26 protein-coding genes and 1 tRNA gene are annotated in these 25353 nt (G+C 67.9%); 11 read left to right on the top strand and 16 right to left on the bottom strand.

Features of this window, described 5'->3' with window-relative positions; genetic code table 11:
- Positions 1-494: 494 nt before the first annotated feature.
- The 8 genes from ychF to RTY46_RS03620 form a co-directional block, all read right to left on the bottom strand.
- Positions 495-1586, bottom strand: a complete 1092-nt coding sequence (gene ychF / locus RTY46_RS03655; RefSeq protein WP_079220741.1) for a redox-regulated ATPase YchF — start codon at positions 1584-1586, stop codon at positions 495-497.
- A 115-nt stretch (positions 1587-1701) separates the two neighbouring features.
- On the bottom strand, positions 1702-2280 hold the full coding sequence (pth, locus tag RTY46_RS03650) for an aminoacyl-tRNA hydrolase (protein ID WP_312706724.1): 579 nt from the start codon (positions 2278-2280) through the stop codon (positions 1702-1704).
- A 48-nt stretch (positions 2281-2328) separates the two neighbouring features.
- Entirely contained in the window at positions 2329-2946 is a 618-nt protein-coding gene (locus RTY46_RS03645; RefSeq protein ID WP_199932094.1) for a 50S ribosomal protein L25/general stress protein Ctc, read from the bottom strand.
- 110 nt (positions 2947-3056) lie between these two features.
- Complete coding sequence (locus RTY46_RS03640; RefSeq protein WP_025879147.1) at positions 3057-4016, bottom strand: ribose-phosphate diphosphokinase; 960 nt, start codon at positions 4014-4016, stop codon at positions 3057-3059.
- 138 nt (positions 4017-4154) lie between these two features.
- Positions 4155-4231 (bottom strand) — tRNA-Gln (locus RTY46_RS03635).
- Positions 4232-4242: 11 nt separating this feature from the next.
- Positions 4243-5112: a 4-(cytidine 5'-diphospho)-2-C-methyl-D-erythritol kinase gene (gene ispE, locus RTY46_RS03630; protein WP_312706723.1), complete on the bottom strand. Its 870-nt coding sequence runs from the start codon at positions 5110-5112 to the stop codon at positions 4243-4245.
- On the bottom strand, positions 5109-5765 hold the full coding sequence (gene lolB / locus RTY46_RS03625) for a lipoprotein insertase outer membrane protein LolB (protein ID WP_312706722.1): 657 nt from the start codon (positions 5763-5765) through the stop codon (positions 5109-5111). Before lolB ends, ispE begins: the two co-directional genes overlap by 4 nt.
- Entirely contained in the window at positions 5762-7447 is a 1686-nt protein-coding gene (locus tag RTY46_RS03620) for a tetratricopeptide repeat protein (protein WP_312706721.1), read from the bottom strand. Before RTY46_RS03620 ends, lolB begins: the two co-directional genes overlap by 4 nt.
- A 63-nt stretch (positions 7448-7510) precedes the next feature.
- Here RTY46_RS03620 and hemA point away from each other — a divergent pair, with 63 nt between their 5' ends.
- The 4 genes from hemA (at position 7511) to ppk2 (ending at position 12503) form a co-directional block, all read left to right on the top strand.
- Entirely contained in the window at positions 7511-8794 is a 1284-nt protein-coding gene (gene hemA / locus RTY46_RS03615) for a glutamyl-tRNA reductase (RefSeq protein ID WP_312706720.1), read from the top strand.
- Positions 8772-9854, top strand: coding sequence for a peptide chain release factor 1 (prfA, locus tag RTY46_RS03610; RefSeq protein ID WP_312706718.1), 1083 nt, complete (start codon positions 8772-8774; stop codon positions 9852-9854). The genes hemA and prfA overlap by 23 nt, the downstream gene beginning before the upstream one ends.
- Before the next feature lie 5 nt (positions 9855-9859).
- Complete coding sequence (locus tag RTY46_RS03605) at positions 9860-11560, top strand: tetratricopeptide repeat protein (RefSeq protein WP_312706716.1); 1701 nt, start codon at positions 9860-9862, stop codon at positions 11558-11560.
- 157 nt (positions 11561-11717) lie between these two features.
- Positions 11718-12503: a polyphosphate kinase 2 gene (gene ppk2 / locus RTY46_RS03600; RefSeq protein WP_312706714.1), complete on the top strand. Its 786-nt coding sequence runs from the start codon at positions 11718-11720 to the stop codon at positions 12501-12503.
- Between the two features lie 97 nt (positions 12504-12600).
- Here the strand turns inward: ppk2 and RTY46_RS03595 are convergent, their stop codons facing one another.
- Together RTY46_RS03595 and RTY46_RS03590 are read right to left on the bottom strand one after the other, a co-directional pair.
- Positions 12601-13188 carry a TlpA disulfide reductase family protein gene (locus RTY46_RS03595; RefSeq protein WP_312706713.1) on the bottom strand — a complete coding sequence of 196 codons (588 nt, stop codon included), beginning with the start codon at positions 13186-13188 and terminating at the stop codon, positions 12601-12603.
- Positions 13185-14459, bottom strand: coding sequence for a YihY family inner membrane protein (locus RTY46_RS03590; protein WP_312706712.1), 1275 nt, complete (start codon positions 14457-14459; stop codon positions 13185-13187). Before RTY46_RS03590 ends, RTY46_RS03595 begins: the two co-directional genes overlap by 4 nt.
- Before the next feature lie 77 nt (positions 14460-14536).
- Here RTY46_RS03590 and wrbA point away from each other — a divergent pair, with 77 nt between their 5' ends.
- From wrbA to RTY46_RS03575, 3 genes are all read left to right on the top strand, one after another.
- A complete protein-coding gene (gene wrbA, locus RTY46_RS03585; protein ID WP_312706711.1) occupies positions 14537-15130 on the top strand; it encodes an NAD(P)H:quinone oxidoreductase in 594 nt (197 codons plus the stop codon).
- A complete protein-coding gene (locus tag RTY46_RS03580; RefSeq protein WP_312706710.1) occupies positions 15127-15462 on the top strand; it encodes a DUF2069 domain-containing protein in 336 nt (111 codons plus the stop codon). The genes wrbA and RTY46_RS03580 overlap by 4 nt, the downstream gene beginning before the upstream one ends.
- Positions 15463-15541: 79 nt before the next feature.
- The gene (locus RTY46_RS03575) at positions 15542-16027 is read left to right on the top strand and encodes an asparaginase domain-containing protein (RefSeq protein WP_312706811.1); all 486 of its coding nucleotides are present in this window, start codon (positions 15542-15544) and stop codon (positions 16025-16027) included.
- Positions 16028-16316: 289 nt separating this feature from the next.
- On the opposite strand, the gene RTY46_RS03570 is transcribed toward RTY46_RS03575, so the two are convergent.
- The 3 genes from RTY46_RS03570 to sufT form a co-directional block, all read right to left on the bottom strand.
- On the bottom strand, positions 16317-18068 hold the full coding sequence (locus RTY46_RS03570; RefSeq protein ID WP_312706709.1) for a S8 family peptidase: 1752 nt from the start codon (positions 18066-18068) through the stop codon (positions 16317-16319).
- A gap of 424 nt (positions 18069-18492) precedes the next feature.
- Positions 18493-19587 carry a branched-chain amino acid aminotransferase gene (locus RTY46_RS03565; protein WP_312706707.1) on the bottom strand — a complete coding sequence of 365 codons (1095 nt, stop codon included), beginning with the start codon at positions 19585-19587 and terminating at the stop codon, positions 18493-18495.
- 59 nt (positions 19588-19646) lie between these two features.
- Complete coding sequence (gene sufT / locus RTY46_RS03560) at positions 19647-20198, bottom strand: putative Fe-S cluster assembly protein SufT (RefSeq protein ID WP_312706705.1); 552 nt, start codon at positions 20196-20198, stop codon at positions 19647-19649.
- Positions 20199-20320: 122 nt separating this feature from the next.
- Between sufT and RTY46_RS03555 the strand changes: the two genes are divergently transcribed.
- On the top strand, positions 20321-20740 hold the full coding sequence (locus RTY46_RS03555; RefSeq protein WP_312706703.1) for a hypothetical protein: 420 nt from the start codon (positions 20321-20323) through the stop codon (positions 20738-20740).
- Between the two features lie 203 nt (positions 20741-20943).
- On the opposite strand, the gene RTY46_RS03550 is transcribed toward RTY46_RS03555, so the two are convergent.
- Both RTY46_RS03550 and RTY46_RS03545 read right to left on the bottom strand, forming a co-directional pair.
- Positions 20944-22404, bottom strand: coding sequence for an NAD(P)(+) transhydrogenase (Re/Si-specific) subunit beta (locus tag RTY46_RS03550; protein WP_312706702.1), 1461 nt, complete (start codon positions 22402-22404; stop codon positions 20944-20946).
- Positions 22401-22721, bottom strand: coding sequence for an NAD(P) transhydrogenase subunit alpha (locus RTY46_RS03545; protein ID WP_108755481.1), 321 nt, complete (start codon positions 22719-22721; stop codon positions 22401-22403). Before RTY46_RS03545 ends, RTY46_RS03550 begins: the two co-directional genes overlap by 4 nt.
- Positions 22722-22819: 98 nt before the next feature.
- Between RTY46_RS03545 and RTY46_RS03540 the strand changes: the two genes are divergently transcribed.
- From RTY46_RS03540 to RTY46_RS03530, 3 genes are read left to right on the top strand one after another with little or no spacing between them, the layout of a single operon-like run.
- Positions 22820-23404, top strand: coding sequence for an RNA polymerase sigma factor (locus RTY46_RS03540; RefSeq protein WP_312706701.1), 585 nt, complete (start codon positions 22820-22822; stop codon positions 23402-23404).
- Positions 23401-23727: a hypothetical protein gene (locus tag RTY46_RS03535; protein WP_312706700.1), complete on the top strand. Its 327-nt coding sequence runs from the start codon at positions 23401-23403 to the stop codon at positions 23725-23727. The genes RTY46_RS03540 and RTY46_RS03535 overlap by 4 nt, the downstream gene beginning before the upstream one ends.
- Positions 23728-23730: 3 nt before the next feature.
- Positions 23731-24195, top strand: a complete 465-nt coding sequence (locus RTY46_RS03530) for a DUF3106 domain-containing protein (RefSeq protein ID WP_312706699.1) — start codon at positions 23731-23733, stop codon at positions 24193-24195.
- Positions 24196-24272: 77 nt separating this feature from the next.
- On the opposite strand, the gene RTY46_RS03525 is transcribed toward RTY46_RS03530, so the two are convergent.
- On the bottom strand, positions 24273-25352 hold the full coding sequence (locus RTY46_RS03525) for an NAD(P) transhydrogenase subunit alpha (protein ID WP_312706698.1): 1080 nt from the start codon (positions 25350-25352) through the stop codon (positions 24273-24275).
- Position 25353: the final 1 nt, after the last annotated feature.

Below are 25353 nucleotides of genomic sequence, written 5' to 3'. Positions count from 1 at the left end.
TGCCGCGCGCCCACCAGGGTGGGCGACGACCAGAGCGCGCCAGGGTTTTCCACACACCGCGTGGAAAGCGATGGGAACTTGGTGTGGACAAGTGGGCGCGAGCTTTGCCGCACAAGCGTTTGCAGGTGTGGTGATTTTTTGTCCAGCGCCACGGTTGTTTTCCACACGACACGTGGAAAGTGATGGGAACTTGGTGTGGACAAGTGGGTGCGAGCGTTGCAGCGCAGGCGTTCCGGGGCGTGGTTAAAATTTGTCCACGCCCCGCCTGGCTGGATCGGGGTCGGAGCCCATTCCGGCGGAGTGGGATCCGCCCCCTTGGTTTTCCACACCGCGCGTGGAAAGTGGTGGGGGTTTGGTGTGGACAAGTGTGCGCGAGTCTTGCGGCGCAAGCGTTTCAACGCATGGTCATTTTTTCGCCAGCAACCGGCGGTGGGCTGGAAACGCGAACGCCCCGCACAGGGCGGGGCGTCCGGGGTCGATCGGGTACCGCTGGATCAGACGTTGAAGCGGAAGTGCAGCACGTCGCCTTCCTGCACGCGGTATTCCTTGCCTTCCAGGCGCAGGCGACCGGCTTCCTTGGCGCCGGCTTCGCCCTTGTACTTGATGAAGTCGTCATACGCGATGGTTTCGGCGCGGATGAAGCCCTTCTCGAAGTCGGTGTGGATGACGGCGGCGGCCTGCGGGGCGGTGGCGCCCTTGCGCACGGTCCACGCGCGGACTTCCTTCACGCCAGCGGTGAAGTAGGTCTGCAGGCCCAGCAGGCTGTAGGCCGCGTTGATCACGCGATTCAGGCCCGGCTCGCTCAGGCCGAGGTCGGCCAGGAAGGTGTCGCGGTCTTCGTCGTCGAGCTGGGACAGCTCTTCTTCGATCGCGGCCGACACCGGCACCACCTGCGCGCCTTCGGCGGCGGCGTGGGCGCGCACGGCGTCCAGGTGCGGGTTGTTCTCGAAACCATCTTCCAGCACGTTGGCGATGTACATCACCGGCTTGAGGGTCAGCAGGAACAGATCACGGACCAGGGCCTTCTCTTCCTCGTCCAGGCCGACCGAACGACCGGACTTGCCGTCGGCCAGCGCGGCCTGCAGCTTGGCCAGCACCGGCTTGCGCGCGGCCGCTTCCTTGTCGCCACCCTTGGCAGCGCGCTCGGCACGGTTCAGGGCCTTTTCGACGCTGTCCAGGTCGGCCAGCGCCAGTTCGGTATCGATGGTTTCGATGTCCGAGATCGGGTCGACCTTGTTGTTGACGTGGATGACGTCGGCATTCTCGAAGCAGCGCACCACGTGGGTGATCGCATCGACTTCGCGGATGTGGGCCAGGAACTTGTTGCCCAGGCCTTCACCGCTGGCCGCACCGGCGACCAGGCCGGCGATGTCGACGAACTCGACCGCGGTCGGGATGACCTTCTGCGGGTTGATGATCGCCGCCAGCTCACCCAGGCGCGGGTCCGGCACCGGCACGATGCCGACGTTCGGTTCGATGGTGCAGAACGGGAAGTTCGCCGCGGCGATGCCCGCCTTGGTCAGCGCGTTGAACAGGGTCGACTTGCCGACGTTGGGCAGGCCGACGATGCCGCATTTGATACCCATGGGTGACAGCTCTCTGGGGTGAAAGTGATTGGTGAAACAGCGCGCGCGCTGCTTGGCCAATCCATCTCGGTGTCGATCATTGTGTGCCAACCAAGGTTGGCACCTACCAAAAGCGCTATTTCGGGGTGTGCAGCCGCTTCATCGCTTCGTTGAAATCGCCTTGTACCGCCAGCGGCAGCACGTCGATGGCATCGTCGATGGCACGGGCAATCAGCACGTCATCGTCCTTGGACGGGCGGCCCAGCACCCAACCCACCACGCGATCCTTGTGGCCGGGGTGGCCGATGCCCACGCGCAGGCGGTGGAACTTGCCGTGGCCGAGCAGGCGCATGGTGTCGCGCAGGCCGTTCTGGCCGCCGTGGCCGCCGTCGAACTTCAGCCGTATGGCACCGGGCGGCAGGTCCAGTTCGTCGTGGGCCAGCAGGGTTTCCTCCGGCTCGATCTTCCAGAACCGCTGTGCGGCGGTGACCGACTTGCCGCTGAGGTTCATGAAGGTGGCCGGCTTCAGCAGCCAGACCGTCTGCCCGGCGATCTCGACCTTGGCGGTCTCGCCGAACAGCTTGCTGTCCACGTTCCAGCGCGCACCGGCTTTTTCAGCCAGGGCCTCAACGAAATGAAACCCGGCATTGTGCCGGGTCCGGGCGTGTTCCGATCCGGGGTTGCCCAGACCGACAATCAGTCGCAATCCTGCCATGGTTCCTTCCAGCACGGTGCCTGCCCGAAGGCAGGCACCGCTTGGGTATTACTCGGCAGCCGGAGCTTCTTCGTCGGCCGCGTCGACCTTGCCGGTCTTGGCGGTGACGATGGCGTCGTCGTGGTCCTTGCCCAGCGCCAGCGCCGGGATTTCCACGCCCTTCGGCAGCTTGATGTTGGACAGGTACACCACGTCACCGGCGTTCAGGCCGCCCAGGTCGACTTCGATCGACTCCGGCAGGTCCTTCGGCAGACAGGTGATGGTCACTTCCTTCAGTTCGTGGGTGACCACGACGTCGGCAGCCTTGCCAGCCGGCGAGGTGTCTTCGTTGACGAAGTGCAGCGGGACCGAAGCGGTCAGGGCTTCGTTCTCGTTCACGCGCTGGAAGTCCAGGTGCATGATCAGCTGCTTGTACGGGTGGCGCTGCATGTCACGCAGCAGGACCTTCTGCACCTGGCCGTCCAGGTTCAGGTCCAGGATGGAGGCATAGAACCACTCGTTCTGCTGGGCCAGCCAGATTTCGTTGTGGTCCAGGCTGATGGCGACCGGCTCGGCGTTGCCGCCGTACACGATGGCCGGGATCACACCAGCATGACGCAGGCGGCGGCTCGCACCCTTACGCTGCAGTTCACGCTTGGTGACCTTGATTTCATGGGTCTTCGACATTTTCGACTACTCAGGTTGTTGCCTTGCCTTGCGGCGAGGCGGTTGAAGATGCTTCCGCGACCAGAAGCATCCGGGGCATGCCCCCACCGTTGCCGGCAGGGGCGAAAAACTCAATCGACGTACAGCGAGCTGACCGACTCGCCGAAGGCGATGCGGCGCATCGTTTCGGCCAGCATTTCCGCCACGCTCAGCTGGCGGATCTTGCTGCACACGCGCGCGGCGTCCTTCAGCGGAATGGTGTCGGTCACCACCAGCTCGTCGAGCTGGGAATTGGTGATGTTGTCCACCGCCGGGCCCGACAGCACCGCGTGGGTGCAGTAGGCGGCGACCTTCAGCGCACCGCGCGCCTTCAGGGCAGCGGCAGCGGCGCACAGGGTGCCGGCGGTATCGACGATGTCATCGACCATCACGCAGGTCTTGCCTTCGACGTCACCGATGATGTTCATCACGGTGGAGACGTTGGCGCGCGGGCGGCGCTTGTCGATGATCGCCAGGTCGGCGTCATCCAGGCGCTTGGCCACCGCACGGGCGCGGACCACGCCGCCCACGTCCGGCGAGACGACGATCAGGTTCTCGGTGCCGTAGGCGCGCCAGATGTCGGCCAGCAGCAGCGGGGACGCATACACGTTGTCCACCGGGATATCGAAGAAGCCCTGGATCTGGTCGGCGTGCAGGTCGACGGTCAGCACGCGATCAGCGCCAGCGGTGCTGAACATCTTGGCCGCCAACTTGGCGGTGATCGGCACGCGCGAGGAGCGCATGCGGCGATCCTGGCGCGAGTAGCCGAAGTACGGCACCACGGCGGTCACGCTGGCCACCGATGCGCGCTTGAGCGCGTCGATCAGCACCAGCAGTTCCATCAGGTTTTCCGCGCTCGGCGCGCTGGTTGGCTGGATCACGAAGACGTCCTGCTTGCGCACGTTTTCTTCGATCTCGACCTGCACTTCGCCGTCGGAGAAATGCGAGACCAGTGCCTTGCCCGGGCGAACCCCCAGTTCCTTGCAGATGTTCTGCGCCAGACGTTTGTTGGCGTTGCCGGAAAATACCAGCAGGTTCGGGGACTCTTGCATCATGATTGTCTCGGGCGGGGACGAGTGGCGGGGATCCGGTAACGGCAAGGACCTTGCGGCCCTTGCTGCTGACAACACCGCGGTTGTTTCCACGTCCCGCGCGGTCGATGCGCTGGAAGGCGCGGACACAGCCGCAATTGGCAGGGGCGGTAGGATTCGAACCTACGAATGCCAGGATCAAAACCTGGTGCCTTGGGCCTCTTGGCGACGCCCCTGCAGTAATGAATCAGTGTTGCTCGAGTGCTTCCAGCAGTGGCGAACGCATGACGCCCGCTGCCACCCTTGCCCGCAACTCCTTCGGCAATTTCGCTCGTCCCTGCTCTGCGGCAGCCTGCGAATCGAACTCGACGAAACAACCACTTCCGGACCCGGTCAAACGTGCCTGGCCTATGTGGCTCAACGCGGCAAGCACCGCCTCGACGGCAGGCTCGCGGCGGCGCAACACCGGCTCGAACACGTTTCCGACCAGAGCGCCGGAAGCGAAGTCCTCTATTTTCGCAACTGGGCTGTCGCGCGTCAAATCCGGGTCAGCAAACAGGGCCGGGGTCGGCACGTGAACGCCCGGTTCGGCGATCACATACCAGGCCGCGGGCAGCGCGATCGGCTGCAGGCGCTCGCCTACCCCTTCGGCCCAGGCGTTGCGGCCGCGCACGAACACCGGCACGTCCGCCCCCAGGCGAAGCCCCAGGGCGGCCAGTGCATCTTCGTCCAGACCGGCCTGCCAGAGCCGGTTCAGCACCACCAGCACGGTGGCCGCGTCGGAAGATCCCCCGCCGAAGCCACCACCGGCCGGAACATGCTTTTCGACGACGATATCTGCACCATGGACGACGTTGGCCGATTCCTTGAGCAGGCGCGCCGCGCGCACGGCCAGATCCTGGTCCTCCGGCACACCCGCCAGCCCCTCGCCCTGCCGACGGATCTGACCGTCTTCACGCAGGCGCAGCCCGATCCGGTCGCCCCAGTCCAGCAGGCGGAATACCGTCTGCAGCTCGTGGTAGCCGTCGGCGCGGCGGCCGGTAATGTGCAGGAACAGGTTCAGCTTGGCCGGGGCCGGCCACCAGGACCAGCCGTCGGCGTCAATCTGCGCAGTCATGGGGCGTCGGCGCCCCATTGGTCCACCAGCAGGCGGACCTTGGCGTCCTCGCGGCTGGCTTCGATGCGCCGCGGCAGGGCCGGGCGCCCGTCCTGCGCCGGGTACCAGTCCAGATACTGGATGATCCAGCCGGCCTGCTGCATGCGCCGCGGGCGGCCCTCGGCATCACGCTCCACAGCACTTTCGCCGCTGCCGCGCAGCACCAGGCCGCGGGTCCAGTCGGACAGTTCACTGACCGGGATGTCCCAGCCGGTGGCATCGAACAGCAACAGGCGCGCGTCGTCGCCCGTGCGCGGGCCGTCGCCCAGCCCGTCCAGCCGCGCCCCACCCTGCACAGCGTCGCCCTGCAGGGTCCAGCTCTGGCGGGTGACCGGCGCGCTCAGCTGCACGCGGTACTCGCTGCCCTGCTGCACCCAATCGATGCGGCCGCTGCCGCCGTTCTTGCCCTTGCTGACCGCAACCCGGCCCTGGAAGGCGTAGTCCGGCTGCGCACGCAACGCCTGCACGCGCGCCTCTTCGGCGCGCTCGGCGGCCGGCGAAACCGTATAGACGACTTCGGGCGCGGGGGTCTTCTGGGTGCCGACGCTGGTGCAGGCACTGACCGCCAGGGTCACGGCCGCCAGCAGCAGCGGGCGGATCGAGGAAACACTCATGGATTGAATTTCTCGCGGGCGCGCAGCAGCGCGCGGTTCTCGGGGTCCAGCTTGGCCGCTTCGTCGAAGAAGTGGCGGGCCTCGTCGTGCTTGCCGAGCACCCACAGCACTTCGCCCACGTGGGCGGCGATTTCAGGGTCCTTGGCCAGGGTCCAGGCACGGCGCAGCTGCACCAGCGCTTCGTCATTGCGGCCCAGGCGATAGAGCACCCAGCCGTAGCTGTCGACGATGGCGGCATTGTCCGGCTCGGCCACGCGCGCGCGGTCGATCAGCTCCAGCGCTTCCTGGTAACGCCCGGTACGGTCGGCCAGGGTGTAGCCCAGCGCGTTCAGCGCCGGCACGTTCTCCGGCTCGGTGACCAGGATCTTGCGCAGATCGGCCTCGGCGCGGGCGATGTCATCGCGGCGCTCCCAGGCCAGTGCGCGTGCGTACAGCAGCGCGTTTTCGTCCGGATACGCGGCCAGGCCCCGGGCCAGGGCATCCAGTTCGCCCGGCAGATCGTCGGCACGCTGGCGCAGCTCGGCTTCCAGCAGGTAGGCATCGCGGCGAACGTCATCTTCCACGGTCGCGTCGGACTGGATGGCATGCACTTCCTGCAGCGCCAGGTCCTGGCGCCCGGCCAGGCCCTGCGCGTTGGCCGCACGCAGGCGCGCTTCGCTCAGCTCTTCGCCGCCCGGCACGCTGTGGTACCAGTTCACCGCCTCGGGGTAACGCTTCAGGTACTCGGCGATCTTGCCCAGCAGCAGGCGCTGCGCAGGGTCGGGCTTGGCCGCCTGGCGCGACAGTTCGTTGTACAGGTTGCCCAGCGCAGCGTTGTCCCTCTGCTTGGCCAGCAACGAGGCCCGCATGCCCCAGGTCTGCACGTTCTGCGGGCCGACCGCCAGCACGCGCTCGGCAGCGGCCGGCTGGCCCAGGCTGTCATAGGCGATGGCCACCGCATTGCGCAGTTCCGGGTCCTGCCGGGTCCTGGGCTCGACCTCCTGCAGCAACGACAAGGCCTGGCCGGTCTGACCGGCCTGCTGCAACTGGCTGGCGCGCAACAGAGCCACCCGGGGCTCTTCCGGGAAGCGGCGCACCACTTCGTCGATCATCCGCTGCGCCAGTTCAGGCTTTTCCATGCGCAGCGCGAGCCGACCGAACTCCTGCCAGGCCTCGATCTTGGCCGGAATGGCATTGGCATTGACCAGCTCACCCAGCACCTGGGCCGGCACCGCCGGGTCGCGACCACCGCCGACCAGCGCGGCCAGGGCGAACTTCCAGCCCTGCTCGTCGCGATCCTGCAACAGTGACTGCAGTTCGGCGCGGGCGGTCTTCACATTGCCCTGGCGCATGGCGAGCGCACCGGCGGCACTGCGCATGGGCAGCGAGGCCGGGGCGCGCTGCTGCCATAGGGCCAGGCCCTTGGCGGCACTGGCATCGTCGTTGGCCAGCATGGCAATACGGGTGGCCCGTTCGGCCAGCCCAGCATCGCCGTCGGTCTGCTGGGCCGCCTGCAGGTACCAGCGCGCGGCCTCGGCCAGCTTGCCGGCCTGCAGGGCGAATTCCCCGGCCATCACCGGTTCCAGCGCCAGTTCTTCCGCCGCCGGGGCCCGCGCAGGGGCCTTGGCCGGCGCCGCCGCCAGCGCCTGGGCACAGGCCAGGGACAGCAGCAGAACACTGGGGATGCGAATCAATGCGGGCATCGTCGGCATCGGGGCCTTAAAATGTCATCCAATGGCCAGCAGCTTATCGCAAGCAACTGAACAATGACCCTGTGGGTGCTCGGACTGAATCACCAGACCGCACCGGTGGAACTGCGCGAACGCGCAGCCTTCGCCGGTGAGGCGCTGCCGCGCGCGCTCGGTTCGCTGCGCGATACCCCGCAGATCGCTGAAGCGGTGCTGCTGTCCACCTGCAACCGCACCGAACTGTACGCGGTGGCTGACTCGGCGCAGGCCCTGGACCAGTGGCTGCAGCAGCAGGCCGGCGATCTGCAGGGCTACCTGTACCAGCACGCCGACGCCGAGGCCGTGCGCCATCTGTTCCGGGTCGCCACCGGGCTGGACTCGATGGTGCTGGGTGAACCGCAGATCCTGGGCCAGGTGAAGGATGCCTGGTCGACGGCACGCGACCACGGCCTGCTTGGCCAACGCCTGGACCGGTTGTTCCAGCAGACCTTCTCGGTGGCCAAGCGCGCCCGCACCGATACCCAGGTCGGCGCCAACCCGGTGTCGGTGGCATCGGCCGCCGTGCGCCTGGCGCAGAACGCGTTTGCGCGACTGGACGAATCCACCGTGCTGCTGGTCGGCGCCGGCGAGACCATCGAACTGGCTGCACGCCACCTGAGCGAAGGCAAGGTGCGGCGCCTGCTGATCGCCAACCGCACGCTGGCCCATGCCCAGGAGCTGGCCAGCCGCCATGGCGGCGTGGCCCTGCCGCTGACCGAGCTGGAACGCCACCTGGCCGAAGCGGACGTGGTGTTTTCGGCCACCGCCGCCCGTGAACCGGTGATCCACCGCGCGGCCGTGGCCAATGCCCTGCGCGCGCGCCGGCACAAGCCGATGCTGCTGTTCGACCTGGCCGTGCCGCGCGACATCGAAGCGGAGGTGGGCACGCTGAACGATGCCTTCCTGTACACCGTGGATGACCTGGAACGCGCGGTGGAAGACAACCGCCGCGGGCGCCGCGAAGCCGCCGCCGAGGCCGAAGCGATCATCGACCTGCAGGTGTCGCGCTACGTGGAAACCCTGCAGGCCAGCGCCCACCAGGCACCGCTGCGGCAGCTGCGCGCCTTCGGCGAAGCCACCCGCGCTGAACTGCTGGACCGTGCACGCCAGCAGCTGGCCAACGGCAAACCGGCCGACGAAGTACTGGAACTGCTGGCCCACGGCCTGACCAACCGCCTGCTGCACCCGCCCACGGCGGCCCTGCGCGCGGCCGCGCTCACCGGCGATGCCGACCTGACCCGCGCCGCGCAGCGCCTGTTCCCGGCCACGCCGGGCTACCACCATCCACCTGTGAGACCCGATGACGCCGACCCTGCGCCGTAAGCTGGAAGCGCTGGCCGAGCGCCGCGAAGAACTGGAACGCCTGCTCGCCGAACCCGACGTGGTCGCCGACAACACCCGTTTCCGCGATCTTTCGCGCGAATTCGCCCAACTGGAACCGATCGCCACGGCCCTGGCCGAGGAAGCCCGCGCCAAGGCCGACCTGACCGCGGCCGAAAGCATGCGTGCCGACCCCGACCTGCGCGAGCTGGCCGACGAAGAGATCGCCGCCGCACAGGCCCGCCTGCAGGAACTGGAACAGGAACTGGCGCTGCTGCTGGTGCCGCGCGACCCGCGCGACGACGGCAATCTGTTCCTGGAAGTGCGCGCCGGCACCGGCGGCGACGAAGCGGCGATCTTCGCCGGCGACCTGTTCCGCATGTATGCGCGCTACGCCGAACGCCAGGGCTGGAAGGTCGAAGTCGAATCGGACAGCCCCGGTGAACATGGGGGCTACAAGGAAGTGGTGGCCCGGGTGGTCGGCCGCGGCGCGTTTTCGCGCCTGAAGTTCGAATCGGGCACGCATCGCGTGCAGCGCGTGCCGGCCACCGAATCGCAGGGCCGCATCCATACCTCGGCGGCAACGGTGGCGATCATTCCCGAAGCGGACGAAGTGGATGACATCGTCATCAACCCGGCCGACCTGAAGGTCGATACGTTCCGTTCGTCCGGTGCGGGAGGCCAGCACGTGAACAAGACCGAATCGGCGATCCGCATCACCCACGTGCCGACCGGCGTGGTGGTCGAATGCCAGACCGAGCGCAGCCAGCATGCCAACCGCGACAAGGCGATGAAGCGCCTGAAGGCGCAGCTGCTGGATGCCGAGCGCCAGCGCCAGGATGCCGCCCAGGCCGAATCGCGCCGCCTGCAGGTGGGCAGCGGTGACCGCAGCCAGCGCATCCGCACCTACAACTTCCCGCAGGGCCGGATCACCGACCATCGCGTGGAAGGCCTGACCCTGTATGACCTGCCCAATGTCCTGGCCGGCGATCTGGATCCCCTGCTGCAGCGCCTGAGCCACGAGCACCAGGTGGACGCCCTGGCCCAGCTTTCGGCGGGCTGAGCGGCGTGTCGGCCTGGCAGCAACGGCAGCAACTGCAGCAGGCACTGGCCCGCCAGCCCGGCGATTTCGTCGCCTGGGTCATGCTGGCCGACCTGGAGCTGGAAGCCGGCGACATCGCCGCCGGTGAACGCGCCGCACGCCGTGCATTGCAGCTGCGCCCGGACCATCCCGAGGCACTGGCACGGCTGGGCCGGGTGGCCTGGATGGCAGGCGTGCATGCCGATGCGGCCGCCCTGCTGCGCCAGGCCTCCACCTTGGCGCCGCAGCACCCGGGCATTGCCCTGTGGCTGGGCCACGCGCTGGAAGACGCCAACGATGCCGAAGGCGCGGCCGATGCCTACCGGCGCGCGCACACCCTGCTACCGGGCGAGCCCTACATCGCGGCGCAGCGCCTGGCCTGGCAACGCCGTCTATGCGACTGGCAGGATTTGGATGCGCTGGCCGCGCAGGTCCGGCGTGCGGTGGCCTCGGGCCACGGCGTCGTTGAACCGTTCGCCTTCCTCAGCGAAGACGCCAGCGCGGCTGAACAATTGACCTGCGCGCGCGGCCGCGCCACGGCCGTGGCTGCCTCGGTGCGCCCGCTGGCGCCGGCAACGGTGCGCGCGCGCGGGCCGCTGCGGGTGGGTTTCCTGTCCAACGGCTTCGGTGCGCATCCGACCGGTCTGCTGACGGTGGCACTGTTCGAACAGCTGCGTGCCGATCCCGCCCTGCAACTGCACCTGTTTGCCATCAACCGCGATGACGGCAGCCGTATCCGCCAGCGCCTGCAGGCGGCCACCACGCTGCATGACGTGGCCGGATTGCGCCACGCCGAGACGGCCGCACGCATCCGCGCGCAGGGCATCGATGTGTTGTTCGACCTGCGCGGCTGGGGCGGTGGCGGTACGCCGGAGGTACTGGCCATGCGCCCTGCCCCGCTGCAGCTGAACTGGCTGGCCTACCCCGGCACGTCGGGCGCGCCGTGGCTGGATGCGGTGGTGGCCGATGGGTTCGCCCTGCCCGCTGCGCTGGAACCGCATTACCGCGAACGGGTGCTGCGCCTGCCGCGCGCGTTCCAGCCGTCAGACAACACCCGGGTACTGGAGCCGGCGCCGACCCGCGCCGACTGCGGCCTGCCCGCGCAGGGCGTGGTGTTCTGCTGCTTCAACAACAGCTACAAGCTCAACCCGCGCAGCATGGCACGCGCCTTTGCGGTGCTGCAGGCGGTACCGGGCAGCGTGCTGTGGCTGCTGTCCGGGCCGGGCAATGCCGATGCGCGCCTGCGCACCGCCGCACAGACGGCCGGGGTGGATCCCTCGCGACTGGTGTTCATGGCCAAGCTGGCCCACCCGCAGTACCTGGCGCGCTACGCGCTGGCCGACCTGTTCCTGGACACCCATCCCTACAACGCCCATACCACCGCGTCGGACGCGTTGTGGGCTGGCTGCCCGGTGCTGACCTGCCCAGGCGATACCTTCGCCGCACGCGTGGCCGGCAGCCTCAACCATCACCTGGGCCTGCACGCGATGAACGTGGCTGACGATGCCGCCTTCGTGGCCACCGCCAGCGCGCTGGGCAACGACCCCGTGGCCCTGTCGGCGCTGCGCGCGCAGCTGGCGCAGGCGCGCGATCGCAGCGGCGTGTTCGATATGGCCGGATTTGCGTTGGATCTGTCCTCGTTGCTGCAGGCGCTGGCGCGTGAGCACGGTTGGGGGGGCACACAATGAACGACGACGCACCGTTCGAGCACGTGATGGCCCTGCTGCAGGCGGCGCAACGCGAGACGATCCCTGCTGGTACAGGGCACCGGCCGCCCACCTGACGTCGACATGACCTGACCCCGCCCTGCGCTAGGCTCGGGACTCCTTCCCGCGTGGTGCACCCATGGGCAAGCTGAAACGCAAGGACTACGACGCACTGCTGCAGCCGCTGCAACTGGAACTGACGGCGATGGCGCGCTGGGTACAGCACACGGGGCAGCGCCTGCTGGTGCTGTTCGAGGGCCGCGATACCGCCGGCAAGGGCGGCGCGATCCAGGCGATCAGCCAGCACCTGAACCCCCGCCAGTGCCGGGTGGTGGCCCTGCCCAAGCCAACCGACCGCGAGGCCACCCAGTGGTATTTCCAGCGATACGCCAACCATCTTCCCGCCGCCGGCGAGATCGTGCTGATGGACCGCAGCTGGTACAACCGTGCCGGCGTGGAACGGGTGATGGGCTACTGCAGCGAAGGCGAGTACCAGCGGTTCCTGCGCCAGGCGCCGGTGTTCGAACAGCTGCTGGTGGATGAGGGCATCCTGCTGTTCAAGTACTGGCTGTGCGTGGACCAGGCACAGCAGGAAAAGCGTTTCGCCGAGCGCCATGTGGACCCGTTGAAGGGCTGGAAGCTGTCGCCGGTCGATCTGAAATCGCGCAGCAAGTACAGCGCGTACACCGAGGCACGTGAGGCGATGTTGCGCGCGACCCATCGCGAGCAGGCGCCATGGACCCTGGTGGATTTCAACGACCAGCGGCAGGGGCGGCTGACCCTGGTGCGCAATCTGCTGGACCGGTTGCCCGACACGCGGGTGGATGCACCGCTGCCGGAACTGCCCGCGCTGAAGGGCAAGCTGCACCGCGAGCACTACGACGTGCTGAAGCCGATCGAGGATTTCCCGGTCGAGGATCGGTAGATCCACGCCATGCGAGGATGGCTCGGGAAGGGGTCAGAGCCCGTTGCGTAGCAACGGGATCCGACCCCGCGATGCCTTCAGTCGAGCAGGCTCGACTCTACTGGGCTGCGGCGATCTGCTGTTCGATGTCGGCGGCGGTGACCGGGCCCAGGAAGGTGTGCGCGACCTTGCCGTCGGGCGCGATCAGGTGGGTCAGCGGCAGCCCGCGCGGGATGGCGAAATCGGCCGGCGGGTCGAAGGGATCGACCACCACGATCGGATAGGTCACCGGGTGCTTGACCAGGAACGCCTGCATGTCCGGCCCTTCGATGTCTTCGTAGGCCAGTCCCACCACTTCGATGTTGTTGCGCATGGCGTGCAGCGCCGACAGCTCCGGCATTTCCTTGCGGCACGGCGCACACCAGGTGGCCCAGAAGTTCACCACCACCCACTTGCCGCGATGGGCTGCCAGGTCGTAATCGCTACCATCCACCGCCTTCATCTTCAGCGTGGGAACTTCGGCGGTGGTTCGCTCGGCAGGCGTTTCATCGATCGGCTCGGGCGCCGTAGCGGGCGCGGTTGCGGTCGGCGCCTGTGCGGGCGGCGCGCTGCTGGACGCTGCCGGTTCCTGGGCCGGCTTGCAGGCCGACAGCGCCAGCGATGCAGCCAACGCAAGGACCAGCGGCAGCGGAGGGGTGCGGATCATGGGGTGTCTCCAGAATCAGGATAGATATCGCTGACGCGGCGCTTGAGGCGCTCGCGCAGCGGCAGGCGAAGTTCATCCAGCGCCGCCATGGCGGCCCGGCCCAGACTGTCGTCGCGGTACGGCAGATGCTGTTCGGCCACCGGAATGCGCAGCTGCGTGGACTCGTACAGGTCGGCCAGGCTGACCTGGTCCAGGTCGCGCGCCAGCAGCCATTCGCCACGCTCGTCACGGCGCAGCAGGCCGATGGCCTGCAGGTTGCACACCAGGTCCTGCAGCAGCGAATCAGTCAGCATCGGCTCCATGCGCAGGATCTCGTCATCATCCAGCCCCTTGCCGGCGGCCCGCGCGTAGTGGAAGCGACCGAGCAGGCGCAGCAGGCCATAGAACTCGTAGCCCTGCGGCAGGCGCAGTTCCACCGGCTGGTAGCGGAAGGCGGCCATGGACGAGGCCAGCGACGCGCCCAGCAGCACGGCCACCCAGCACAGGTAGATCCACAGCAGCAGGATCGGCACGAAGGCCACGGTGCCGTACAGCTTCTGGTACGACTGGAAACTGCCCAGGTAGGCACCGATGCCCCACTTCACCAGTTCCAGCATCACCGCGGCCAGCACGGCGCCGGGAATCGCGTGGCGCCACTTCACCGTGTGGTGCGGCACCACGCGGTAGACCAGCATGATGCAGATGAATTCGATCAGTACCGGCGCCAGCCGCAGGCCCAGATCGGCCAACCAGCGCCCTTCCTGGGTGCCGAACAGCGGCAGCGCCAACACCCGCGCCGACACCGCCAGCGACGCTGCCGCCAGCATCGCGCCCAGGGTCAGGACCGTCCAGTAGACCAGGAAGCGGGTGAGCTTGGGACGGCTGTTGCCGATGCGCCAGATCTTGTTGAAGGTTTCTTCCACGCTGTTGAGCGTGATCAGCAACGACACCACCAGCGCGATGAAGCCGGCGGCGGTGAGCTGGCCGGCACTGGCCGAGAACTGCCGCAGGTAGCCTTCAGCGGCGCGCGCGGCGCTGGGCACGAAGTTGGAGAACACATAGTCGCTGAGCTGGTCGCTCCAGCGATCGAACACCGGGAACGCCGAAAGCACGCCGAATACGACAATCGCCAGCGGCACCAGCGCGAACACGGTAGTGTAGGCCAGGGCCGCGGCCGCCTGGAAAAGGCGGTCGTCGAGAAAGCGCCGCCACAGGAAGCGGCCGAAGCTGGCGGTCCGTGCGCGATCCCGCGCGCGCTCCATCCACAGGTTGAGCGTATCCAAAGGTTCCATCGGCGCAAGGGTACCCGATGCGGAATGCGTGCAGGATAGCCATACTGGCGTCCACACGATGAGGAGACCTGGGCACGATGGGCGAGATCCTGGTGCTGTACTACAGCCGCGGCGGTTCGGTGGCACGGCTGGCGCGCCAGATCGCGCGTGGCATCGGCGAAGTGCCGGGCATGAGCGCGCGCCTGCGCACGGTGCCGCCGGTGGCCGCGGTGACCCAGACGGCACAGCCGCCCGTGCCCGATGACGGCGCGCCGTATGTGAGCGTGCAGGACCTGGCCGAATGCCAGGGCGTGCTGCTGGGCAGCCCGACCCGGTTCGGCAACATGGCCGCGCCGGTCAAGCATTTCCTGGACGGTCTGGGTGCCGAATGGGTGAACGGCACGCTGGCCGGCAAGCCCGCCGGGGTGTTCACCTCCACCGCCTCGATGCACGGCGGGCAGGAATCGACACTGCTGTCCATGCAGCTGCCGCTGCTGCACCACGGCTGCCTGATCGTGGGCATCCCGTTCACCGAGCCCGCGCTGAGCCACACCACCGGCGGCGGTACGCCCTATGGAGCCAGTCACGTGGCCGGCGCCGCCGACGACCCGCAGCCCAGCGAGGATGAAGCCCTGCTGGCGCGCGCGCTGGGGCGGCGGGTGGCCGACATCGCGCAGCGACTGTCCCGATGAGCCGCGCGCCGCGCACGGTGCTGCTGCTGGCGCTGATGGGCCTGGCCGCGCTGTTCGCCGGCTGGTTCATCAATGACAAGCACTGGCTGGCGACCCAGCTGGTGTTCACCGCACCGCCGCTGGCGCTGGCAATCGCCCTGCGCCTGGGCTGGCGCAAGGCCGGTTTCTGGGCTTCGGTGCTGGCGCTGGGCTGGTTCAGCCACGGTGTCATGAGCGCCTGGAGCCACCCGCAGACCCGCGGGCTGGCCCTGATCGAAGTGGCACTGGCGCTGCTGGTGATCTTCGCCGCCAGCCTGCCCGGCCTGCGCGCCCGCTTGAGCAAGCGGCGCTGACGCTGCGCCCGCCGGGCCGTATCATCTGTGTTCCCGGCCCCGCGCCGCTGTACCTGTCCTGGTTTCGCGCATGCACATGATGGAAGAGCTCCTGGTCATCACCACCGGTGGCACGATCGACAAGATCTATTTCGACGACAAATCGGACTACCAGATCGGCGACCCGCAGATCGGCATGATCCTGCGCGAGCTGGGGGTGACCTTCCGTTTCAATGTGATCCCGATCCTGCGCAAGGATTCGCTGCATATCAACGATGAGGACCGCGAGCTGATCCGCGCCACCATCGCCGCGCAGCCGACCCGCCACGTGCTGGTCACCCACGGCACCGATTCGATGGTGCAGACCGGCCAGGTGCTGGCGACCATTGCCGACAAGACCATCGTGATGACCGGTGCGCTCAGCCCGGCGCGCTTCCGTGGTTCGGACGCCGAGTTCAACATCGGCTGCGCGATCGGCGCGGTGCAGTCGCTGCCGTCGGGCGTGTACATCGCCATGAACGGCCGCATTTTTGATCCGCAGCACGTGCGCAAGAACGTGGCCGCGAACCGCTTCGAATCGGTCTGAGGGTCCACGGCGCGCTGTCGCGCGGATGGATTCAGCGTTTCGGTTGCTGCTGGGTTGAGGGGATGATCCCCCCGACGCAGGACACGCCGTAAACCCGTCCATGGGGGCTCGTAGGCGCCATCCCTGGCGCCTGCGGTCCTGCATCGGGGGGATCATCCCCTCCTGACAGATCGCCGCGTGCGGCCAGCAGGACCAAGTACCTTGCACCGCGACGCTTTGATGCAGCCGCCGCCCATGAAAAAAACGCCCCGGCCGAAGCCGGGGCGTGCCCTTGGAAAGGGACGTGGGCTCAGTACTGGGCGTTCAGGGACACGCCCGAGAAGGTGCTGTAGGCCTTCACCCGGACATGCCAGGTGCCCGCCGCCGGGCTGTTCACCGTGCACGTCTCGTTGTTGCCGCTCAGGTACGGGCGGCAGGTGTAGGTGGTATCGGTCGGGGCGCTGCCCTGGCGGATGTACAGATCGGCATCGCCGCTGCCCCCGCTGATGGCCACGCGCAGCTGGCTGCTGCCGGCCGGCACCTGCACGGTGTAGCTGAGCGAGGCGCCGCTGGATGCACCCAGGCCGGTCACCGGCACGTTGTTCTGCAGCACGGTGCCACCCGGGTTCGGGTTGGTGCCGCCGCCGGTGCCATTCTTGGCGGCGGTGACCGCTGCGTTGGCATCGACGATGCCGGCGCCACAACCGCCCGAGCAGGCGCCCGGCAGTGCACGGGCGGTGCTCTTGATGATGCTTTCCACCTGCGCCGGGCTCAGCGGCGAGGGTGCGACCGACTGCATCAGCGCGACCACGCCGGCCACGTGCGGCGCCGCCATCGAGGTGCCGTTGTAGGAGGCATAGGTCGGGCTGGCCGGTACCGTGGTGCCGGTATTGAGCGTCGAGAGGATGTTCGCGCCCGGTGCGGAGATGTCGATGCCGGTGCCATAGTTGGAGAAGCTGGCCTTGGCGCCGGTCGAGGTCACTGCGGCGACGGCCACGACGTTCGCACAGTTGGCCGGTACCGACGTGGAGACGTTGGCCGACTCGTTGCCGGCAGCCACCACCACGGTGGTACCGCGACCGACCGCGCCGTTGATGGCGTTCTGGTAGGTGGTCGAGCAGCTGCCGCTGCCGCCCAGCGACATGTTGATGACTTCAGCCGGGTTGGCATTGGCCGGCACGCCACTGACGGTACCCCCCGAGGCCCAGGTGATGGCGTCGACGATGTCGGAGGTGTAGCCACCGCACTTGCCGAGCACGCGCACCGGCACGACCTTGGCGTTGTAGGCCGTGCCGGCCACGCCCGTGCTGTTGTTGGTTACCGCCGCGATGGTGCCGGCCACGTGCGTGCCGTGCCAGCTTGAGCTGGAGGCCGGGTAGCCGACGCCGCACTCGTTGGCGGCGTACCAGTCACCCTCGTCGTTGGGGTTGTTGTCGCGGCCACCGCCATCGCGTGCCATCGCGGCATCGCTGATGAAGTCGTAGCCAGGCAGGATGTTGGCGTTCAGATCCGGGTGACTGGTGATACCCGTATCGATGACGGCCACGACCACGCCGGTGCCGGTGGACTGGTCCCAGGCCGGACGCACGTTGATCGAGGCGTTGGAGGTGCCGAAGCCCCACTGCTCGCTCAGGCGGGGATCATTGGGCACCAGGTTGGCGCGCATGATCTGGTCGACTTCCACATACTCGACATTCGGATCGGCGGCGAGCTTGCGCATCAGCAGCTCGGACTCGGCCTGGTCCAGCGCGCGGTCGGAGCGGACCACGCTCGGGCCGGTCGCCAGGCGACGGACCTGCTGCAGGCCAAGGGCGCGGCCCTGGGCGCTGGAGAGGCCGGCGGCGGCGGTCTTCAGCGACGAGGCCAGCGCGGTGGTATTGGCCACGGCCTGGCTGCCGTCCTTGTATTTCACGATGAATTGCTGGTGCACCGGCGCGGATTTCAGCCCGCTGAGCTGGACATCGCCAGCGAAGGCCGGGGCGGCCAGCAGCAGGGAGGTGACGACGGATGCACTGAGAACCACCCACGACTTGCGGGCACGCAGATGCGAAACCTGGGACATCGGAATTTCCCTTTCTAGTGGTGTGAATGCCGAAATCGGCAGAAGCACCGGAGCGAGCGCTTGGCAAGGAACGAGGGCGCCGCTCGGCGTCCGGTGAGTCAGCGGATTCCCCTGTAGATCCGCTGTCAGATGACGCTAAAGGCTCGATCCGGACACCACAAGATTTTCAGTGTCTTTTCAGCAACATGAAATGTCTGTTCTGAGACTTCCCGTGTGGAAGGTTTGTGAAGGTGAAGGAACTTTCACGCCATCTCGACAGACATGAACACGACTTTCAGTGTCCATCCATGTCTTTGCCGACATCGGCAGGCTGCCCGCCGGAGATGGTTGCTGAAACGCAGAAAGCCCGTCGCGGGGAGGGGCTTTCCGGGGAAACCTGACAGAGCAGTCGAGCACGCTCGACTCTACGATTGTACGGGGGCGATCAGCCCAGCTTGACCAGCCAGTTGTGGCGGTCGGGCAGGCGGCCGTACTGGATGTCGGTCAGTTCCTTGCGCAGCGACATCGTCACTTCGCCGGCCGGCGCGTTGATGTCACCCACCGAGAAGCCTTCACCCTTCAGCTGGCCGATCGGGGTGACCACCGCTGCGGTACCGCAGGCGAACACTTCGGCGATCTCGCCCGAGGTCACGCCCTGCTTCCACTCGTCGATGGTGACCTTGCGCTCTTCAACCTTCATGCCGCGGTCGCGGGCCAGCTGCAGGATGCTTTCGCGGGTGATGCCTTCCAAGATGCTGCCGGACAGTTCCGGGGTGACCAGGGTGCCGTCCTTGTAGACCAGAAAGACATTCATGCCGCCCAGTTCTTCCAGGTACTTGCCTTCCACCGGGTCCAGGAACAGCACCTGCGAACAGCCCTGCGCCTGCGCCTTCTGCTGCGGCAGCAGCGAAGCGGCGTAGTTGCCACCGCACTTGGCCGCACCGGTGCCGCCCTTGGCCGCACGCGCGTATTCGGTGGACAGCCAGATCGACACCGGGGCCACGCCCTTGGCGAAGTACGGGCCGGCCGGGCTGGCGATGACGTAGTAACCGGCCTTGTGCGCGCCGCGCACGCCAAGGAAGGCCTCGTCGCCGATCATGAACGGACGGAAATACAGGCTGGATTCGTCGGCCGACGGCACCCAGTCCTTGTCCAGCGCGATCAGCTGCTTGAGCGATTCAACGAAGATCTCCACCGGCAGTTCCGGCAGCGCCAGGCGCTGGGCCGAGCGCTGCAGGCGGCGGCCGTTGGCGTCCGGGCGGAAGGTCCAGATCGAACCGTCGGCGTGGCGGTAGGCCTTGATGCCCTCGAAGATTTCCTGGCCGTAGTGCAGCACTGCCGCGGCCGGGTCCAGCTGCAGCGGGCCATACGCGCGCACGTTGGCGTTGTGCCAGCCGGTGTCCTTGTCCCAGCGCACTTCCACCATGTGGTCGGTGAAGTGCAGGCCGAAGCCCGGCTTCTCCAGGATCTGGGCGCGCTCTTCAGCGCTGCGCGGGTGGTCCGAACGGGTAACGGCGAAGCTGGGGATGGACTGGGACACCGGAGGATTCCTGTTCTGGTTGCGGGTAGTGCCGGGCCCGCCGGGGGCGGGACCGTGGGTCAAAGCATGCCGGTTTCGAGCCGCGCTGCCTCGGACATCATGTGCTGGTTCCACGGGGGGTCGAATACCAGCTCGACGTCGGCCTCGGCCACCGTCGGGATCATTTCGAGCTTGCTGCGTACATCGTCCACCAGGATGTCGCCCATGCCGCAGGCCGGCGCGGTCAGCGTCATCTTCACGTCGATCTCGCGCTGGCCTTCGTCCAGGTGCTTGATCTCCACTTCGTAGACCAGGCCCAGTTCGACGATGTTGACCGGAATTTCCGGGTCGAAGCAGGTACGCAGCTGTTGCCACACCAACTGTTCGACCTGCTCGTCGGTGGCGTCGTCGGGCAGTTCCAGCGGTGCCGGCGCCTCTTTGCCGATGGCATCGCCATCCTTGCCGGCGATTCGGAACAGATTGCCTTCGACAAACACCGAATAGCTGCCACCCAGCGCCTGGGTGATGTACCCATAGCTGCCGGCAGGCAGGGTGACGGTGTCGCCCTGCGGGACCATCACGGCCTCGCAGTCGCGTTCGAAGTGGACAGGTTCGCTGCTACGGGAATACATGGGGATCGATATGGGGCCGCGGGCCGGGCCGCGCAAGCCTGCATTCTACCCCGCCCGCCCCACCGACGCCGGTGCGCTGCGGCAAACCACAGTATCCTGTGGCTGACTTTCAGGAAGCTTCGATGTCCTCCAATGCCACACGTGCCAGGACCGTGACCTGGCTTTGGCCCTTCATGCTGCTGCTGGGCCTGCTTGTTGCCCCCATGGCCTGGGTACTGCTGGCCCTGATGACCGGCCGACAGGCCGGCTGGATGGCGGTGGTGACCGCACTGGAACTGGTGTTCATGCTGCGCCTGGGCACGCTGGGCCCGGGGCGGCTGCGCATTGCCCTGGTGGTGCTGGGCACGCTGCTGGTCAGCGCAGTCGCTTACTGGAGCATCGCCAGTGCGTGGATGGGCGGCTCGATCGGCCTGAACCCGATGGATGCCGCGCTGCGCATGGGCCCGCACCTGGCCTGGACGTTGACCAATCTGGCCAACGGGGCGATGGAATGGATCTGGCTGTCGGTGGCCGTGGTGGTCGGCGCCTGGCTGGCGCGCTGATCGCGCCGATGGCTGCGCGGCAGGAGCGTGCGGACCAAGGTCCGCACCTACCGGGAATACCCGGGTAGATCCACGCCATGCGTGGATGCGGAGGTGCGGGAATGCCCGGGTAGATCCACGCCATGCGTCGATGCGGTGATGTTGGCCGCAGGCCGGCGGAAGCGTGCGGACCAAGGTCCGCACCTACCGGGTGCAACCTCCGCTCAATGCCCGCCGTCGAGCGCCTTCAATTCACTGACCAGGGCGGCGGCGGCCTCGGCGCCATCGCCGTACAGCATGCGGGTGTTGTCGGCGTAGAACAGGGCGTTTTCAATGCCGGCAAAGCCGGTGCCCTTGCCACGCTTGATCACCACCACGTTGCGGGCGTTGACGACGTCCAGCACCGGCATGCCGTAGATCGGACTGGCCGGGTCGGTGCGCGCCACCGGGTTGACCACGTCGTTGGCGCCGATCACCAGCACCACGTCGGTGGTGGCGAACTCGGGGTTGATGTCGTCCATGTCGGCAATCAGGTCATAGGGCACGCCGGCTTCGGCCAGCAGCACGTTCATGTGCCCAGGCATGCGCCCGGCCACCGGGTGGATGGCGAACTTCACCTTCACCCCGCGCTGCCCCAGCCGCTGCGCCAGCTCCCAGATCTTGTGCTGGGCCTGGGCCACGGCCATGCCATAGCCCGGCACGATCACCACGCGTTCGGCGAAGGCCATCATCGCCGCCACGTCGGCCGCATCGATGGGCTTCTGCGAGCCGCTGATCGCCTGCGCTTCGCCACTGGCGCCGCCGCCAAAATTGGAGAACAGCACGTTGCGGATCGGCCGGTTCATGGCCTTGGCCATCAGCCGGGTCAGCAGGATGCCGGCCGCGCCGACCATCATGCCGGCGATGATCAGTGCCTCGTTGCCCAGCACGTAGCCTTCGAAGGACACGGCCAGGCCGGTGAAGGCGTTGTACAGCGAAATGACCACTGGCATGTCGGCGCCACCGATCGGCAGGGTCATCAGCACGCCCAGCGCAAGTGCCAGCACGAAGAAACCGACGATGGCCCAGGTGCTGAGCGTAGTGGCGGCGATGATGCCCAGCACCACCACGGCCAGCGCCACCAGCAGGTTCAGGATCTGCTGGCCGGGCCAGGTCACCCGCTTGTCCAGGCGGCCATCCAGCTTGGCCCAGGCGATGACCGAGCCGGACAGCGACACCGCACCGATGGCTGCACCGACCACCGCCAGCATCAGCACGGTGGCCGAGGGCTGGCGCGCGGCCAGGTCGGCCAGCGCCTGCGCGCTCCAGTGGCTGGTATCGCGGTGGGCCAGGAAGGCATAGCGCAGCAGCTCCACCGCGCCGATGGCGGCCGCCGAACCGCCGCCCATGCCGTTGTAGAGCGCCACCATCTGCGGCATGTCGGTGACGGCCACCTTGCCGGCCGACCACCAGGCCAGGCCCGCACCCAGCAGCAGCGCCACCAGGATCAGCGGCACGTTGTGCAGTTCGGGCAGGAAGAAGGTGGCCGCGGTGGCCAGCAGCATGCCCAGCCCGGCCCAGCGGATGCCGCTGCGCGCGGTCAGCGGCGAGGCCATGCGCTGCAGGCCCAGCAGGAACAGGGTGGCGGCCACCAGGTAGCTGGCCTTGACCAGCCAATCAAGCAGTTCAACGGTGCTGATGTTCACGCCTGCGGCTCCTTCGCTGCATCCTTGCCGCCCTTGGGCGCGCTGGGCTTGAACATTTCCAGCATGCGCGCGGTCACCACGTAGCCGCCGGCGGCGTTGCCCGCCCCCAGCACCACGGCCAGGAAGCCCAGCGCTTTCTCCAGCGGTGTCTGTGCGTGGCCCAGCACCACCATGGCACCGATCAGCACGATGCCGTGGATGAAATTGGAACCCGACATCAGCGGGGTATGCAGGATGACCGGCACCCGCGAAATGATCACGTGGCCGGCAATGGCGGCCAGCATGAAGATGTACAGCGCCACGAACCCGTCACTCATCGGCAACGCCTCCCGCTCTGTCTTCGTCGCCCCATCATAACCACGGGCTGAACCCGGTGCGCGGCCTGGTCAACCACGGGCGCGCTCACGCGTTGTCGATGGTGACCGTGAGCGAGGAACCGTACCCTGTGCTGGTGAGCAGCCCTCTTCCCCCGACGGCTGACAGCGAGGCCTTGCCGGCGTCGCTGGAGGCGTTCCTGGCCGGCGTCGGCCCGCGCGCGTTCCGCTTCGCCGAAGCCGGACTGCGCCAGCGCGACGATGCGCTGGACGCCGTGCAGGATGCGCTGATGCGCATGCTGGACTACGCCGACAAGCCCGCCACCGAGTGGGCGCCGCTGTTCTGGAGCATCCTGCGCCGGCGGGTGATCGACATGCAGCGGCGACGACGCTTCCGCCTGCCGTTCTGGCGCGACAACCAGGACGCCGACGGCGGCGAGATCGACTGGGCCGACCCCGGCCCGGACCCGGCCCAGGCGCACGAGCAGCGCCAGCAGTACCAGCAGCTTGTGCAGGCCCTGCGCACCCTGCCCGCCCGCCAGCGCGAAGCTTTCACCTTGCGCGTGCTGCAGGACCTGGACGGCGCCACCACCGCGCGCGCCATGGGCTGCAGCGAAGGTGCCGTCAAAACCCATCTGGCACGCGCCCGACAGGCGCTGCAGGACCATCTGGAGATCGCCCCGTGAACCGCCCTCTGCCTTCCGACGATGCCCTGCGCAGCCTGCACGCGCACGCGCTGCAGTCGCTTTCCCCGGACACCCTGGCGCGGCTGCGGCAGGCCCGTCACGGCGCTGCAGGCGCGCGCCGCGACCGTGGCCGCTGGTGGCTGGCCACCGCGTGTTCGCTGGTGGTTGCACTGGGCATTGGCGTGCAGTTCACCGGCACCGCCCCGCATACTGGGCCGACAGCGCCGCCTGCCGTAGCTGCGGTGGACGACAACAGTGCGCTGTACGACGAGAATCCCGATCTGTACCTGTGGCTGGGCGACACCGACCTGGCGATGGAGTGAACCATGCTGCGAGTTTCCACCCTGCCGATCCTGATCGCCCTAGCCGTGCTGCCGGCGGCCCCGGCGCTGGCCCAGGCTGCGCCACCGGCCACGCCTGCGCGCAGTGCGCCCGCGGCGCCGCCGCTGCCCAGCTGGGAACAACTGAGCCCGGCCCAGCGCGAGGCCCTGCTGGCGCCCCTGCGTGACCGCTGGAACGGCGCCGACGCCGGGCAGCGCCAGCGCATGCTGTCGCACGGACAGCGCTGGCAGTCGATGAGCCCGGAAGAGCGGGACAAGGCGCGGCGTGGGCTGCGCCGCTTCGAGCACATGAGCCCGGAACAGCGCGAACAGGCCCGTGCCCTGTTCGGACAGATGCGCCAGCTGAGCCCGGCCCAGCGCGATGCACTGCGCGAGCGCTGGTCAGACATGACGCCGGAACAGCGCAAGGAATGGGTGCGCGAGAACCCGCCGCCGGCGAAGCCTCGGTAATTGGGTAGCGCCGGGCCATGCCCGGCGGAACCTGTGCGGGCCGCTGCGCTCGCCGGGCATGGCCCGGCGCTACCGCTTCACGGCTGCCAGCGCGTTTTCGCCAGCAGTTCGTCGTCCCAGTCGAACGCCAACTGCCCTTCGCGCACGAACAGCGCCACGAAGTTCAGCAGGTTGCGCGCATACATTTCGCTGGCCTGGGTGGCACCGCGACTGGCCAGGTGCAGCGGTCCGTCAATCACCACGCCGTGGTGTTCAATGCACTGGCCAGGCTGGGTCAGTGCACAGTTGCCGCCACTTTCGGCGGCCAGGTCGACAATCACGCTGCCCGCAGCCATGCCTTCGACCATGGCCGCAGTGACGATCGTCGGCGCCGGCCGCCCCGGCACCGCGGCGGTACAGATCACCACGTCCACGCTGCGCAGGTGCTCGCCCAGGCGACGCTGCTGTTCGGCGCGTTCTTCGTCGGTCAGCGCGCGCGCGTAGCCGCCCTCGCCCACCGCGCTCACGCCCAGATCAAGAAAACGCGCGCCCAGCGACTGGATCTGTTCGCGGGTTTCCGGCCGCACATCGAAACCTTCCACCTGTGCGCCCAGACGACGTGCGGTGGCAATGGCCTGCAGACCGGCCACGCCGGCACCGATCACCAGCACCTTGGCCGGCCGCACCGTGCCGGCGGCGGTGGTCAGCATCGGGAAGAAGCGTGGCGCACGATCAGCCGCAATCAGCGCCGCCTTGTAGCCGGCCATGCCCGCCTGCGAACTGAGCACGTCCATGGCCTGCGCACGCGTGGTGCGCGGCAGTTGCTGCAGCGGGAACAGCCGCAGGCGCTCGTCGGCGGCCAAGGCGGCCAGGGCCGGATCGGACGCCGGCGCCAGCAGCCCGATCACACTGGCGCCAGGCTTGAGCAGACCCAACTGCGCCGCTGCAGGCGCCTGCACGCAGAGCAGAATGTCGATTTCGCTCCAACGCGCAGCGTCGAACACACGTGCACCGGCATCGTCGTAGGCGGCATCGGGGAAGCCGGCTGCCAGTCCGGCGGCGGCTTCGTACCAGACGGTAATGCCCAGTGCGCCCAGCTTCTTCGCCGTCTCCGGCGTCAGCGCCACGCGCCGTTCGCCCGGCGCGGTCTCCTTCATCCCCAGCAACGCCACGGCCATG

The organism is Stenotrophomonas sp. (genome assembly GCF_032056425.1).
GTDB lineage: Bacteria > Pseudomonadota > Gammaproteobacteria > Xanthomonadales > Xanthomonadaceae > Stenotrophomonas.
Note: the sequence above shows the minus strand (reverse complement) of the source record. Positions and strands in the feature narration are given on the sequence as shown.

Excerpts from the sequence above, each read along its gene's own strand:
- ispE (WP_312706723.1), bottom strand. The coding sequence starts at position 5,112 with ATGACTGCGCAGATTGACGCCGACGGCTGGTCCTGGTGGCCGGCCCCG.
- RTY46_RS03580 (WP_312706710.1), top strand. The coding sequence starts at position 15,127 with ATGAGCCGCGCGCCGCGCACGGTGCTGCTGCTGGCGCTGATGGGCCTG.
- ychF (WP_079220741.1), bottom strand. The coding sequence starts at position 1,586 with ATGGGTATCAAATGCGGCATCGTCGGCCTGCCCAACGTCGGCAAGTCG.
- RTY46_RS03540 (WP_312706701.1), top strand. The coding sequence starts at position 22,820 with ATGGTGACCGTGAGCGAGGAACCGTACCCTGTGCTGGTGAGCAGCCCT.
- RTY46_RS03570 (WP_312706709.1), bottom strand. The coding sequence starts at position 18,068 with ATGTCCCAGGTTTCGCATCTGCGTGCCCGCAAGTCGTGGGTGGTTCTC.
- RTY46_RS03640 (WP_025879147.1), bottom strand. The coding sequence starts at position 4,016 with ATGCAAGAGTCCCCGAACCTGCTGGTATTTTCCGGCAACGCCAACAAA.
- RTY46_RS03525 (WP_312706698.1), bottom strand. The coding sequence starts at position 25,352 with ATGGCCGTGGCGTTGCTGGGGATGAAGGAGACCGCGCCGGGCGAACGG.
- RTY46_RS03530 (WP_312706699.1), top strand. The coding sequence starts at position 23,731 with ATGCTGCGAGTTTCCACCCTGCCGATCCTGATCGCCCTAGCCGTGCTG.
- RTY46_RS03555 (WP_312706703.1), top strand. The coding sequence starts at position 20,321 with ATGTCCTCCAATGCCACACGTGCCAGGACCGTGACCTGGCTTTGGCCC.
- hemA (WP_312706720.1), top strand. The coding sequence starts at position 7,511 with ATGACCCTGTGGGTGCTCGGACTGAATCACCAGACCGCACCGGTGGAA.
- RTY46_RS03595 (WP_312706713.1), bottom strand. The coding sequence starts at position 13,188 with ATGATCCGCACCCCTCCGCTGCCGCTGGTCCTTGCGTTGGCTGCATCG.
- lolB (WP_312706722.1), bottom strand. The coding sequence starts at position 5,765 with ATGAGTGTTTCCTCGATCCGCCCGCTGCTGCTGGCGGCCGTGACCCTG.
- sufT (WP_312706705.1), bottom strand. The coding sequence starts at position 20,198 with ATGTATTCCCGTAGCAGCGAACCTGTCCACTTCGAACGCGACTGCGAG.
- RTY46_RS03590 (WP_312706712.1), bottom strand. The coding sequence starts at position 14,459 with ATGGAACCTTTGGATACGCTCAACCTGTGGATGGAGCGCGCGCGGGAT.
- wrbA (WP_312706711.1), top strand. The coding sequence starts at position 14,537 with ATGGGCGAGATCCTGGTGCTGTACTACAGCCGCGGCGGTTCGGTGGCA.
- ppk2 (WP_312706714.1), top strand. The coding sequence starts at position 11,718 with ATGGGCAAGCTGAAACGCAAGGACTACGACGCACTGCTGCAGCCGCTG.
- RTY46_RS03620 (WP_312706721.1), bottom strand. The coding sequence starts at position 7,447 with ATGCCCGCATTGATTCGCATCCCCAGTGTTCTGCTGCTGTCCCTGGCC.
- pth (WP_312706724.1), bottom strand. The coding sequence starts at position 2,280 with ATGGCAGGATTGCGACTGATTGTCGGTCTGGGCAACCCCGGATCGGAA.
- RTY46_RS03575 (WP_312706811.1), top strand. The coding sequence starts at position 15,542 with ATGGAAGAGCTCCTGGTCATCACCACCGGTGGCACGATCGACAAGATC.
- prfA (WP_312706718.1), top strand. The coding sequence starts at position 8,772 with ATGACGCCGACCCTGCGCCGTAAGCTGGAAGCGCTGGCCGAGCGCCGC.
- RTY46_RS03645 (WP_199932094.1), bottom strand. The coding sequence starts at position 2,946 with ATGTCGAAGACCCATGAAATCAAGGTCACCAAGCGTGAACTGCAGCGT.
- RTY46_RS03545 (WP_108755481.1), bottom strand. The coding sequence starts at position 22,721 with ATGAGTGACGGGTTCGTGGCGCTGTACATCTTCATGCTGGCCGCCATT.